The following is a 13,795-nucleotide window of genomic DNA, read 5'->3' as shown; positions in this document are numbered from 1 at the left end:
AATCATATTTTTTAGGCAAACGTAAGCACTTTGTTCAGTTTGCCTACTGCACTCGAAGAGGACGCGTTGGTTCCAATTCGACCGCGATGGGCACCAATAGACGGAACCGTAGGTTCCTTCAACAAGGATGCAATTCGTATCATTTTTTTTATGATTCGTTCGTCGCGTTTGGTCGGAATGAACGAAGAAAGATACGCCGCTTTTAACGTCCCGTTACGTATACCTTGAATAACCTTAACCATGCCTTCTTCCGACTCACCCCAGTGCATGCCACGCTTTTTCATGCGGAACGTCAAATGCCGTTGATTGGATTCCATAGCACCCAATCTCCCCGCATTTTCGGGAAGCGTTTCTTTCGCCATAATTTCTCGCCAGTCAAACAGACGATCCCAGTGTCCTATCAGATATTGCTTTACCTTTTCGACTTGCTTAATACGCTCATCCTCGTCTAAATTACTTTCATACGTATCCAGTAACAGGATGACCTCTGTACGGTCTTTTCTCTGAATCGCCTGTTGTATACGGGTGATCCATGCCTTATCACCGTGTAGTGAACGAATAAGGGATTGGGCAACATGAAACGCATCAAGTTGAACCCAAATACGTTTGTGTGACCCACAAAAAGCATCTTTAAAATGAGCTTCGTCATAGCCTACTCCTCCGTCACTATTAGCGACAACTTGTGTCTGCCATAAGCGATAGCGCTGTTCGACTGCGGCTCCAACCTGTTCCCAAAAAGTATCCAGTCCCTTGCTTGTCATGACCGCGTAAGGCTCTTTCAGGAGCCGCCGTTTTCCATTCTTCACCCAACCCTCATATAAAATGAAATGCTTGATTTCAATATGTTGGCGCTTTTTCAATCCCCGGACAAAGGTTCCATCAGCCTCCGCAAAGAGAAAATTCGGCTGCCTTTTTCCATCTAATTCTCCATTCTCTGCTTGGATGACAAGCTCCTGATCCTGCTTTTCTTGAGCTTCGCCGACGGCTCGAACACAGCGCATGACGGTAGTGTGACTCATTTGAACCTGAGTCCACGTTGCTAAAGTCTTCACGACCTCCCGACAAGTCATACGGCTGGCTAAAGTTGCTGTTTCATACTCAACATTTGGCGAATACCGCATGTGCTTTCTCAACCTCAGAAGGTTATCCAACGGATAACAGGCATGACCCTCCGGGTTAATCATACGCGTATGATACAGCGTCACAGGTCCAAATAAAAATTGGAGAATACGTTGATCTTTATGGCTGTCTACTTTCCATCCCTCAGCTTGTTTCTCCCGAGTGATTGCTTGATCAAGCAAAGAAAATACTTGTTCAACACTGCGCCTCATAAATTGGTACATATAGGCGGTCGCCTCTTCCTCAAACGCCAAAAGGCTCGTTTGCTTCTTCCAAATTTCTAATAAATCTTTTATACTATCCATTGAGAGAAGGCCTCTATTCCTGATGTATTCACCTTGGTCGGTATACATTTAGAATAAGGAGCCTTCTCCTTTTCGTCCAGTCAAAATTGGACTAAAAAGAAATAAAGAAAGAACTGCATGCCATCGCATCCTCTTACGCCCACATCAAATTTATCCCCCGAGAAACATTTTACACATAGTGCCTGTTTTCAGCTTAGCTCCACTTGATCTTCAGTTTTGCGGCTCCTTCTCACTTTGCGCCGATACGTTATCAAAGCAACGGAAACACAAATTTCATAGAGCAGCAGCAGCGGAACCGACATGAGAATGTCTGAAACAAAGTCCGGCGGCGACATCACAACGCCGACCACGATTAAGACAAAATAAGCGATGCGGCGCATTTTTCGCATCCGTACCGGCGTAAGAATCCCGATATTAGTCAAGAAAACGACAATTACTGGTAATTCAAATAAAAAACCAAAGGGCAGGACGCTATGCGTCATAAAACGAAAATAGCGTTCCGTTGTAAAGACGACCTGAAACGTCCCATCATTCAATCCGAGTAAAAAGTGAAGGATGTTCGGAAAAACGATCTCATAGCCGAAGACAAGTCCGCCGATAAAGAGCAGAAAGATCGCCGGAATATAAGAAAGCGTTACCCTGCGTTCTTTCTCACTCAGTGCCGGTGCGACAAACCGCCACAGCTGCCATGCTGCAAACGGAACAGTCACCGCCAGAGCCGCCACACCGGCGATGAGAAAATAAACGCTGACAATTTCTGTCGGCCCAAGAACTGCCAACTTGCTGCCGACACCAAGATCATGGACCAGCCATAAATAGCAGCGTTTTACGAAAAATAACATCGTCGCGCTGCTGGCGATAAACACAATAAATACAGCTATCATTCTTCTGCGCAGCTCATTGAAATGCTCAATGAGCGCCATTTTTTTGTCGGCCATGCGTCTCGATCTCAGTCCTTTTTACCGCTTGTCTTCTCTGCCCTGACGACTGATGTTTTCGCATCAGGGTCACTGTCTTCGCCTAATCCCTGTGTCGCATTTTTAAATTCTTTTAGCGTTTTGCCAAAAGCTCTGCCGATTTCAGGAAGTTTGGACGGTCCGAAGATCACCAGCGCGATGACGAGAATCAGAATTAATCCGGGAATGCCAATACCGCCTAACATATCAAGCACCTCTTTATAAAATTGATCATTGTTTGCAAATTTGTCAAAAGTACGCAACCTGATCATCGCACGACCGCCTTCATTCGTCAAACTTCTTGTTTGGCTCGCAAAAAAATAACGGAAAAGAAGGAGCTTCTTTTCCGCTGATTACTCAATCAATTATGAGTGAAGTTGTTTCTTCCGTTTTCCAAGTTCACTGTGCCTAAATCCAAAAGCAAAATAGATAACCAAACCAATGACGAACCAAATAATGAAGCGAATCCATGTCTGTCCGGTCAAGTTAATCATCAGATAGCCACAGGCCAGTACGGACAGGAACGGAATTACATAAACAAACGGAACCTTAAAATTACGCTTTATGTCCGGCCGCTTGATACGAAGGACAACCACACCGATTGAGACACAGATAAATGCAAATAGCGTTCCGATATTGACAAGCTGTGCTAATTCACCAAGAGGAATGAGCGCAGAGAAGACGGTTGCCATGCCCCATGTCAGCAAAATACTGAACACAGGCGTTTTCTTTCCTTTTGTCAGACGTGAGATCGATTTCGGCAGCAGGCCGTCACGGCTGATGGCAAAGAACAGGCGTGTCTGTCCATACATCATAACAAACAGCACGGTTGTGATTCCCAAAATCGCGCCTAGAGAGACAAAACCGGCCACCCAATCTTGATGCACAAAGCGGAGCGCAAAAGCAACCGGGTCGCCTACATTCAGCTTTGTATAAGGGACCATCCCGGTTAAGACAAGCGAAACCGCCACATACAAGACCATGCAGACTGCCAATGAAGAGAGAATCCCAATGGGCATGTCGCGCTGCGGATTGCGTACTTCTTCGGACGCAGAGGAAACCGCATCAAATCCGATGTAGGACAGGAACGCCGTTGCAGCGCCCTGAACCACCCCATCGAAACCAAACGGCATGAAGGGCGTCCAGTTGGTCGGCTGAACATAAAAGGCGCCGACAACGATGAACAGCAGAACAACGCCGATTTTAATCAGTACCATAATATCATTAATCCGACTTGACTCTTTAACGCCGCTGAGCAAGATCAATGAGAGTGCGAACACAATCACCGTTGCCATTAAGTCAAAATAAGTACCGGCGCTCGGATTAAATGCAGAACTTATCTCGGTCGGCAAATGCAGCCCGAAGCCGCGAATCAATTCTTGAAAGTATGCGGACCAACCGCTTGCAACTACGGAACAGGCAAGTCCGTATTCAAGGATCAAGTCCCAGCCGAGGATCCATGCAAACAGTTCCCCAAATACGGTGTACCCATAGGTGTAGGCGCTCCCTGATGCAGGAATCATCGATGCAAATTCCGCATAGCATAAGGCGGCAAACGCACAGGCGATTCCGGATAAAAGAAATGACAGGACAATTGCCGGCCCAGAATGCTCCGCTGCAACAACCCCGGTCATGACAAAGATTCCGGTACCAATGACGGCGCCGACACCAAGCATCGTTAAATCAAAAGCGCCTAACGCTTTTTGCAACCCCTTATTGCCTTTCGCTTGATGAACGGTAAAGTCCATTGGTTTCTTTCTGAATAACGTTGCATACAATGCAACGAGTCTGCTTAAAAACTCCATGCCAAAAACTCCTTCTGTACATCCTTAATAATCAACGATCGTGGGAAGCTATTATCTCTGTTTTCTGATTATTTATTTTCTATCTCTCTTTATTCCCCACGCGTTGTAAAAACCATTCTACATGGTACCTGGTCCTATGTAAAGGTTCTAATTTCAATCATCACAAATTGTTAAGAAATGTTTGATTAGCGCTACTGAAACCATTCGATATCTAAAGAATCCCTCACATCATTGGTATTCATGCATCATTCATCAATTAAAAGGAATGAATGATAAGAAAAGAGGGCGTCTCAAAAGGGTGTTGGATTTATACTACGCTCCGATTGCTCGCTTGCCGCGGGTGCACCGTGAGCCTTCTCAGCCAGGCAGGACTCTGTGGGGGCTTCCTTGGCTCGCTGATCCCGCTGGCACCAGAGCACTTTCGTGACTTCTGCGTTGCGCGCAGGATATCATGACTTTCGCCGTTGCATACAGGACGTACTTTCACAGGATGTGATGGCTTTCGCGTTGCATACAGGACGTACTTTCACAGGACGTGATGGCTTTCGCGTTGCATACAGGATGTATGCGCACTTAGCGAAAGTTCCTTTAGGAAAGTTCCTTTAGGAAAGTTCCTTCAAGAAAGCTCCTTTACAATCAGGAAAGTTCCTCTTTATGGCTTATCAGACGTTCTCTCTTATTAAAGTGCACAAAAAACCCTCGCTGACGCGTCCAGCGAGGGTTTTAAATAAAGCTGAATTATTTAATGTTGTAGAATGATGCATCGCCAAGGTATTCAGCAGAACCAGCAAGATCATCTTCAATTCTGATCAGTTGGTTGTACTTAGCGATACGGTCGGTTCTTGCAAGAGAACCCGTCTTGATTTCGCCGGCGTTCGTTGCAACAACGATGTCGGAAATGGATGTATCTTCAGTTTCACCGGAACGGTGAGAAACAACTGCTGTGTATCCGGCTTTTTGAGCCATTTGGATTGCGTTCAGTGTTTCAGTCAACGTACCAATTTGGTTTACTTTGATAAGGATCGAGTTGGCGACGCCAAGGTCAATACCTTTCTTCAGGTAATCGGTGTTCGTTACGAACAGGTCGTCCCCGACGAGTTGCACTTTGTCACCAATAGCCTTGGTCAGTTTTTGCCAGCCTTCCCAGTCGTTTTCGTCAAGGCCGTCTTCGATCGAGATGATCGGGTACTTATCAACCAGTTTGGTGTAGTATTCGATCATTTCGTCAGTCGTTCTTACAACGCCTTCGCCCTTGAAGTTGTACTTGCCGTCTTCATACAATTCGGAAGAAGCCGGGTCAATTGCCAGTTTAACGTCTTCGCCTGGTTTGTAACCTGCTTTTTCGATTGCTTCAAGAATCGTGTCAAGAACTTCTTCGTTGTTCTTCAGGTTCGGAGCAAAACCGCCTTCGTCGCCGACAGCAGTCAGGTGGCCCTTAGCTGCAAGAACAGCTTTGAGTGCGTGGTATACTTCCGCACCGATACGAACAGCTTCCTTGATGGAATCTGCACCTACAGGCATGATCATGAATTCTTGGAAGTCTACGCTGTTATCTGCGTGCTTCCCACCGTTCAGGATGTTCATCATCGGTGTTGGCAGAACTTTAGCGTTCACACCGCCGAGGTAACGGTAGAGTGGAACACCCAGTTCGTCTGCAGCAGCGTCTGCCGCTGCCAAAGAAACACCAAGAATTGCGTTAGCGCCTAATTTGCCTTTGTTTTCCGTTCCGTCGAGATCGATCATGGTTTGGTCAAGCGCTACTTGATCTTGAACTTCCAAGCCAATGACTTCGGGAGCGATGAGTTCGTTAACATTCTTTACAGCTTTCAGAACACCTTTGCCGCCGTAGCGTGCTTTGTCGCCGTCGCGTAATTCAACAGCTTCGTGTTCACCAGTAGACGCACCGCTAGGCACTAATGCGCGGCCTTTGCCGCCGTCTTCAGTATAAACCTCAACTTCAACAGTTGGGTTACCGCGAGAGTCAAGGACTTCGCGACCATAAACTTCAACGATTTGAGACATTCATGATCTCTCCTTATCATCATATAAATTGATCCAAAATGGTGTGAATCGAGCGCTATCTCCGGACAATAACGAACGGTCCGCACCGTTTCAATCTTATTCTTTGCAAAAATTAGCCTTTTACTGCGTCAAGCAGAGCAAGGAATGATTCAGGTTGAAGGCTTGCGCCGCCAACCAGTGCACCGTCGATATCCGATTGAGCGAGCAGATCGCCAATCGTCGCCGGTTTTACACTACCGCCGTATTGAATACGTACTTTAGCAGCGACTGTTTCGTCATACAGATCAGCAACTGTTTTGCGGATATACGCGCAAACTTCATTTGCATCATCTGAAGAAGCAGATTTGCCGGTGCCGATCGCCCAAATTGGTTCATAAGCAACAACAACGTCTGCAGCTTGGTCACTTGGAACACCTGCAAATGCTTTAGTTACTTGGTTTTTGACAACAGATTGCCATTTGCCGCCTTCACGTTCATCAAGCGTTTCACCAACGCAGACGATCGGAATCAGGTGATGGGCAAATGATGCGAGCACCTTTTTATTTACGGTTTCATCCGTTTCAGCAAACATCGCTCTGCGTTCAGAGTGGCCGATGATTGCGTATTGAACGCCTAGATCTTCGAGCATAACCGGGCTGACTTCTCCGGTGAAAGCACCGGAGTTTTCAAAATGAACGTTTTCAGCACTGATCTTCAGGTCCGAACCCTTTGCGTCTGCAACGAGACGGTCAAGAGCAAGGAAAGGAGCAGCAACAACGGAATCAACGAGATCAGCAGAAGGGACTTTGTCCTTAACTGCTTCAACAAATTCGTGTGCTTCCTTAACTGTTTTGTTCATTTTCCAGTTTCCGGCAATAATCGGTTTACGTGACATAATAAGACACCTTCCCTTTCTTGCGGTTCATTCATAGGTCTTGCAGATTATTCAGCGTCATCAAGAGCAGCAACGCCTGGAAGTACTTTGCCTTCCATCAGTTCAAGCGAAGCACCGCCGCCGGTTGAAATATGCGTCATTTTGTCTGCAAGGTGGAACTTTTCAACAGCAGCTGCGGAATCGCCGCCGCCGATGATTGTCGTTGCGTCGGTTGCGTCGGCCAGTGCTTTTGCAACAGCTTCCGTACCCTTGGCATAAGGTTCCATTTCGAAGATACCCATTGGTCCGTTCCAAACAACGACTTTGGACTTTTTGATTGCATCTGCATACAGTGCAACCGTCTTCGGTCCGATGTCAACGCCGAGCCAGCCTTCAGGCATTTTGTCGATGTCGACAACGTCTTTGTTAGCTGTTTCGGAGAATTCATCAGCGATGACCGTATCAATAGGTGTCAAGAAATTAACGCCTTTTTCTTTAGCCAAAGCCAAGAACTTCTTAGCGAGATCAAGCTTGTCTTTGTCAAGCAAAGATTTACCGATTTCATAGCCTTGAGCTTTTACGAACGTGTAAGAAAGTCCGCCGCCGACGATCAATGTGTCGACTTTATCAAGCAGATTTTCGATAACGCCGATCTTATCGGTAACTTTCGCACCGCCGATGATGGCTGTGAACGGGTGTTTCGGATTTTCAAGAGAAGCACCGAGAATTTTCAATTCCTTTTCGAGCAGGAAGCCTGCAACGGCAGGAAGATATTCAGCAATGCCTGCGGTTGACGCATGGGCACGGTGTGCCGATCCGAATGCATCGTTGACGTAAACGTCAGCAAGTGCTGCAAATGCTTTTGCGAGTTCAGGATCGTTCTTCTTTTCGCCTTTTTCAAAACGAACGTTTTCAAGAAGCAGTACGTCGCCGTCATTCAGTTTTGCAACAGCTGCATCAACTTCAGGTCCGACAACCTGATCGGTTTTTGCAACCGGTTTGCCGAGCAGTTCGCTCAAGCGTTTTGCAACAGGATCCATTTTGAAGGAATCCTTGTCTTCAGCCGTAGGACGGCCGAGGTGGGAAGCCAAAATGACTTTTGCACCATTTTCGATCAAGTAGTTGATGGTAGGGAGTGCTGCACGAATACGTGTATCATCCGTTACCGTCGTGCCGCTCAGCGGAACATTAAAGTCAACGCGGCAGAAAACTTTTTTGCCTTTAACATCAATGTCTTTAATGGTTTTCTTTGCCATGCCCAGACCTTCTTTCCAATATTTCATCAGCAGCAAGATAAGGCTGCAGTCCAAATCTCCGCCGACAAGAACAGTATTCGTAAAAAAAGCGGAAACAACTAGGGTTTCCGCTATTCAAGTTCTATTCAAAAAGTTAGGTAATGATTATTTTGCAAGCTTAGCGAAGTATTCAAGCGTACGAACAAGCTGTGAAGTATAAGACATTTCGTTGTCATACCATGCAACAACCTGAACGAGTTGCTTGCCGTCTACGTCAAGAATCTTTGTTTGCGTTGCGTCAAACAGAGAGCCGTAAGTAATACCGATTACGTCAGAAGAAACAATTGGATCTTCGTTGTAGCCGAGGGTTTCGTTAGCATTTGCCTTGATTGCTTCGTTGATTTCTTCAACTGTTGTGTTCTTAGCAAGTGTTGCGTAGAGCAAAGTTACGGAACCTGATTTAACCGGAACACGTTGTGCTGATCCGTCAAATTTGCCTTTCAGTTCAGGAATAACAAGTGCAACGGCTGCAGCAGCACCTGAAGAAGCAGGAACGATGTTTTCAGCAGCGGCACGTGCACGACGAAGATCTCCGCCTCTGTGTGGGCCGTCAAGAGTCATTTGGTCACCAGTGTAAGCGTGAACGGTCGTCATCAAGCCTTTTTCGATGCCGAATTTGTCATTCAATACTTTTGCTACAGGAGCCAACGAGTTGGTTGTGCAAGAAGCACCGGAAATAACCGTTTCTGAACCATCGAGTGAATCGTTGTTTACGTTATATACGATCGTCTTCAAGTCGCCTTTTGCAGGTGCAGAGATAACGACTTTCTTAGCGCCGCCTTTGATGTGTGCTTCAGCTTTTTCTTTCGATGTGAAGAAGCCTGTGCATTCAAGAACGATGTCAACGCCGAGTTCGCCCCAAGGCAGTTCAGCTGGGTCGCGTTGTGAAAGTACTTTAACCTTCTTGCCGTTTACAACAAAGTAACCGTCTTCTACTTTAACTTCGCCGTTGAAACGGCCTTGAGTTGTATCATATTTCAACAGGTTTCCAAGCATTGCCGGATCTGTCAAGTCGTTAACTGCAACTACTTCCAATTCTGGAACGTCTTGAATTCTTCTGAATGCCAGACGACCGATGCGTCCGAAACCGTTAATACCAACTTTAACTGTCATGTCAATAATGACCTCCTAAATGGTTTGGAAATTTTGTAAAATCTCTTGTGCAGCGCCTTCATCCGTGATAAGCACGGAATCCGGGCCTTTCTTGAAGTAAGCCTGAATAGCCTCAGCCTTAGACTTGCCCCCGGCCACGGCAATCACCGATTGCGCGCCGAAAAGGTCTTCCCATTGGAGCCCAATGGTTTGTACCTTGTGGATCACGCGGCCTGTCTGATCAAAGAAATAGCCAAAAGCCTCGGCCACAGCATGTTCCGTGTCAACTCTTTTGAGAATCTCTTCACCGGAATGCCTGCGGATCGCCATCGTTTTCGCATCACCAATGCCGTGCACGATAATGGTCGCACGATGAATCAGCTGCATGACCCGGTGAATACTGGGCTCTTCCATCAAGCTGTGATAGGACTCGTCACTGAGCTGATCGGGAACGTGGAGCAGATGATAGCGCCCTTCGGCTTTTTCCGCCATTTTAGCGCAGATCGTGTTCGCTTGATTTTCGACCTTTTCGCCAAGACCGCCTCTTGCTGACACAAACAGAAGATCTTGATGCGCTTTTCTGAGCGGGCGCATCATTTCCGCAGCAGCCGCGAGCGTGGAGCCCCCGGTCACGGCGATCACATTCACCGCACCCAGTGCGCGTTCAATTTCCTTGACGCAGGCCAGCCCCATCTCATTCTTGACTGTCGCGTACTGATCACTGTCGCCAGAGACAATGACAACTTTAGAAACGCCGAGAACTTCTTCCAATTGCTTTTCCATATTCCTCAGCCCTGATATGTTCTTCATCACGGTTCCCAAATCTTTAACAATGGCTTCTCCGTTTTCCGTCAGATGCATGCCGCTTGACGCCATATGGATCAGCCCTTGTTGACTTAGAAAGGTGACTTCCCCGCGCAAAACGCGTTCCGTCATCCCCAAATGGGTTGACAAACTGCGCCTGCCGATCGGTTGCAGAAAATGCAATGATTGAAGAATACGGTAGCGACTGGACATAATGTCTAAGACATCGGGGATCAGCCTTTTCTGAAGATCAAGCAAATGTTCCACAGCGTCCCCCTCGATCGACCGATACAGGTCTCAAAATGTCCCACACAGTCATTTTATGTCCCATCTGCTCCAAGTAACATGATAACAACTTTTGCCTACGTTTACAAGCATAATCATGTAAATGTTTTGTATAGACTTTCCATTGACGCATAATTGTCACATTAACTAAAAAGTTGATCTTATGCGTTTTTTCCAGCGGTTAAAAGTCTGTAAATTACGAAAAATGATACATTTACATTCGTTGTCTGCCGTTCCCTTTGCATCGCTCAGTGCCTGATCGCCCAACTAAATTATACCCCGTTTCGACAAAAGAAAACAAAAAAAAGATGCTGTAAGCATTTACAGCAATCCGCTCTCGGGACATTTACTGTCCCTTATATGAAAATCAAGCGCGTGCGACCGCGCGGCGCTCAATTGTTGAGCCAATGCCGCACCGTTGCCGATACTTAGCTACGGCTCTTCGGGAACACTTGATGCCCGACTGTCCAAGAATGCCGGCAATGATTTGATCCGACAACGGTCTTCTCGGGTCTTCCTGATTAATCAACTTTTTGATTTCATCTTGAATTTGATAAGCGGACAACGCGGTTTGATTTTTTCCGACGGCTCGAATGAAGAACTGCCTCATCGGCACAATACCATGATTCGTTTGAACGTATTTTCCCGCTGCCGCACGACTGATCGTCGATTCATGAACAGCCAACTGTTCCGCCGCTTGTTTCATGGTGAACGGCCGCAGCGACGTGCGTTCTCCAGTACTGAAATAGGCCTCCTGACGCTGCATCACCAATTCGGCGAGCTGCATCATGGTTTGTTTTCTTCTGGATAATCCCGAGATCAGTGCGTCCGCTTCTTCCATCTTTTCCCGCAGGTAGCGTTTTGTTTCTTTATCCGATGCCTGCAGGTACATTTGATAATCATCATTATTGATCGAAACGGTCGGCAAATACTGATCCTCAAGCTCACAGACAAGCCGATCACCTTTTTGCACGATCGTGACATCAGGAATGATATACTGCGGCGGATCCTCTTGAATCGCGGCAACCGGATTCGGATTCAGTCTACGAATTTGCGCAACCGCTGCGTTAATTTCATCCTTTGTTACATCCATCTGCTCGGCAAGTTCGGACCAGTCTCCGCTCAGAAAACAGTCTCTGTAATCCGTTAAAAGCGTTTCTGCGAGCGGGCTGCGCGATTCAAGACGTCGGAGCTGCAAACACAGACATTCAATGAGTGAGCGGGCACCAACACCGGCGGGATCCAACGACTGAAGCAGCGCCAAGGCTTGCTGCGGATCGACATCACCCTTTGCAAACGGGTCGAGAATCGCATCAGGCGCTTCATCAAGATAGCCGTTGTCATTCAGCGAATCGATCAACAGATCGGTTGCTTCAATACAGCAAGGCTCCAGACGCATCTGATGGAGCTCGCGGTGTAACCGCTCGCGAAAATCAATCGTTTGTGCTTGTGTCTCTGCAATGACATCAGACGTACTTTTCGCTCCCTTGAATGAAAAAAGATCATCACGATGAAGATCCGAATCTGCGACGTTCAAAAGCGGATTTTCCAGTGCCTTTTCACGAATTAAATGTGTAAGTTCCTCATTATTACACTGCAGAACGGCCACGGATTGATATAGGGCCGGCGTCATTTTTAACTTTAACGCTTGCCTTTGAACAAGTGCTAATCCCATCCCGCTCACCCCCTTTAGTAATAGTATAGCAACGAAATGATAAAATGACTACGCTTACAAAGTCGTTTTTTGTCGTTTTTCGTGAGAATTTTTTGAACAATGATCCATTGAACGCGGGCCGAGCGCTTTTTCGCAACTGGGGCCCCTCTATAAAAATGATTAGCGCTTTCTATCGGTATTTTTTTACGCTATATTGGCGTTGTTACAACACGAGGGTGCCTCACCGTCATCGGACTTTTGAGACACCCTCGAAATATTTCCTGTTATCCTCATTTGTAAAGTGCTGGTTTTGCAAAACCGCTCAAAAATACTTCTTCTTCCAGAAGAACAGCGCAGTGATACCAGCTAATCCGATCGCAAGTGTGATTGGAATCCAAAAACCATGTGTCACATGTTCCCAAGGAATCCCGGAAACATTCATTCCCCAGAAACTCGCAACCATCGTTGGAATTGAAAGTACAATGGTCACAGTGGTCAGGAATTTCATGACTACGTTCACATTGTTTGAAATCACGGAAGCATACGCATCCATCATACCGCTCAAGATATTGCTGTGCACTTCCGACATTTCAATTGCCTGCTTGATTTCGATGATCACATCCTCAAGCAGATCCTGATCGTCCTCATACATACGCAGGAAGCGCTGTTTAGTCATTTTCTCCATCACAATATTGTTCGATTTCAGCGACGTTGTAAAATAGACAAGCGTTTTTTCCAGACTAAGTAGATCAAAGAGTTCTTTATTTCGCATTGATTCATGCAGTTCACGCTCGATCATGGACGTTCTGCGATCAATCGTCTTTAAATACTTGAGATAATAGCGGGCGATCACATAAAGAATCTGCAAGGTGAATCGCGTTTTTTTATAGGTGAAAAAATTACGGATCCGATTATTCACGAAGTCGTCGATAATCGGATTGCTCTGCAAACAGACGGTTACGAAATAATAGGGGGTAACAATAATACCGAGTGGAATCGTATCATACGGCGCAGAATCCGATTCGTCCTGTATAAGCACCGGGAAATCGACGATGATCAGAATGGAATCATCCTCTTTTTCAATACGGGAACGTTCGTCATCGTCCAAAGAGTCACGAATGAAATCGGAAGAAATTCCGGTCCCCTCCACCACTTTTTGTATTTCAAATTCAGACGGGCGTGTCAGATTGATCCAGCAGCCCTTGGTCAGCTCATCTTTTTTAATGAGCCGATCTTGTTCATCAGTTAAGTAAATATCAATCATGGTGCACCTCCTCTTAATTCAGAGGAAGCCTACACAGTTATCCGTCCGCCGGGAATGCTGATTGCCCGGGGAGCATTTGATGCTATATAAACTTCCTCCTGCCAATGACCGGGATCAGGCTTTGGACTCGAACCATCAGAACTCATCGAACAATCACTTCCTTCGGCAAGACAATAAAATTTGCTGCACGACTCCCGCGCAGCAACGTACCGCCACGTTCTATAATACATGCTGCGCCTAAAGAACACAAACGAATAATCGCTGCCCACAAAAAAAACAGCTGCCTCATAACGGCGGATCTGTCGCTGCGTCAAGTAAGGTCATGAATGGTTCTCAGCGTA

The 13,795-nt window shown here is 46.5% G+C and carries 11 protein-coding genes; all 11 read right to left on the bottom strand.

Annotated features, from left to right (window positions below; genetic code table 11):
- Positions 1–11 precede the first annotated feature (11 nt).
- The 11 genes from K7399_RS02215 to K7399_RS02165 all read right to left on the bottom strand — a co-directional run bounded on the left by K7399_RS02215 (position 12) and on the right by K7399_RS02165 (position 13,454).
- Entirely contained in the window at positions 12–1,424 is a 1,413-nt protein-coding gene (locus tag K7399_RS02215; protein ID WP_164875472.1) for an ISLre2 family transposase, read from the bottom strand.
- Positions 1,425–1,612: 188 nt separating this feature from the next.
- Complete coding sequence (gene tatC, locus K7399_RS02210) at positions 1,613–2,362, bottom strand: twin-arginine translocase subunit TatC (RefSeq protein ID WP_037563158.1); 750 nt, start codon at positions 2,360–2,362, stop codon at positions 1,613–1,615.
- 11 nt (positions 2,363–2,373) lie between these two features.
- Entirely contained in the window at positions 2,374–2,586 is a 213-nt protein-coding gene (locus tag K7399_RS02205) for a twin-arginine translocase TatA/TatE family subunit (RefSeq protein WP_028976541.1), read from the bottom strand.
- 159 nt (positions 2,587–2,745) lie between these two features.
- Positions 2,746–4,185: a branched-chain amino acid transporter BcaP gene (locus K7399_RS02200; protein ID WP_051575169.1), complete on the bottom strand. Its 1,440-nt coding sequence runs from the start codon at positions 4,183–4,185 to the stop codon at positions 2,746–2,748.
- A 738-nt stretch (positions 4,186–4,923) separates the two neighbouring features.
- Positions 4,924–6,207 carry a phosphopyruvate hydratase gene (gene eno / locus K7399_RS02195; protein WP_028976539.1) on the bottom strand — a complete coding sequence of 428 codons (1,284 nt, stop codon included), beginning with the start codon at positions 6,205–6,207 and terminating at the stop codon, positions 4,924–4,926.
- Positions 6,208–6,319: 112 nt separating this feature from the next.
- Positions 6,320–7,081, bottom strand: a complete 762-nt coding sequence (gene tpiA / locus K7399_RS02190; protein WP_028976538.1) for a triose-phosphate isomerase — start codon at positions 7,079–7,081, stop codon at positions 6,320–6,322.
- Between the two features lie 47 nt (positions 7,082–7,128).
- Positions 7,129–8,316 (bottom strand): phosphoglycerate kinase, encoded by a 1,188-nt coding sequence (locus tag K7399_RS02185; protein WP_028976537.1) that lies wholly within the window; start codon positions 8,314–8,316, stop codon positions 7,129–7,131.
- A 144-nt stretch (positions 8,317–8,460) separates the two neighbouring features.
- Positions 8,461–9,468, bottom strand: a complete 1,008-nt coding sequence (gene gap, locus K7399_RS02180; protein WP_028976536.1) for a type I glyceraldehyde-3-phosphate dehydrogenase — start codon at positions 9,466–9,468, stop codon at positions 8,461–8,463.
- A gap of 15 nt (positions 9,469–9,483) precedes the next feature.
- Positions 9,484–10,518 carry a sugar-binding transcriptional regulator gene (locus K7399_RS02175; RefSeq protein WP_028976535.1) on the bottom strand — a complete coding sequence of 345 codons (1,035 nt, stop codon included), beginning with the start codon at positions 10,516–10,518 and terminating at the stop codon, positions 9,484–9,486.
- A gap of 385 nt (positions 10,519–10,903) precedes the next feature.
- A complete protein-coding gene (rpoN, locus tag K7399_RS02170; protein ID WP_028976534.1) occupies positions 10,904–12,211 on the bottom strand; it encodes an RNA polymerase factor sigma-54 in 1,308 nt (435 codons plus the stop codon).
- A gap of 301 nt (positions 12,212–12,512) precedes the next feature.
- Complete coding sequence (locus K7399_RS02165; RefSeq protein ID WP_028976533.1) at positions 12,513–13,454, bottom strand: magnesium transporter CorA family protein; 942 nt, start codon at positions 13,452–13,454, stop codon at positions 12,513–12,515.
- Between the last annotated feature and the right edge of the window lie 341 nt (positions 13,455–13,795).

Origin of the sequence: Sporolactobacillus terrae (assembly GCF_019930545.1) — a bacterium.
Classification (GTDB): Bacteria; Bacillota; Bacilli; order Bacillales; family Sporolactobacillaceae; genus Sporolactobacillus; species Sporolactobacillus terrae.
The sequence above is the reverse complement of the archived record's forward strand: the minus strand, read 5'-3'. Positions and strand labels throughout refer to the sequence as shown.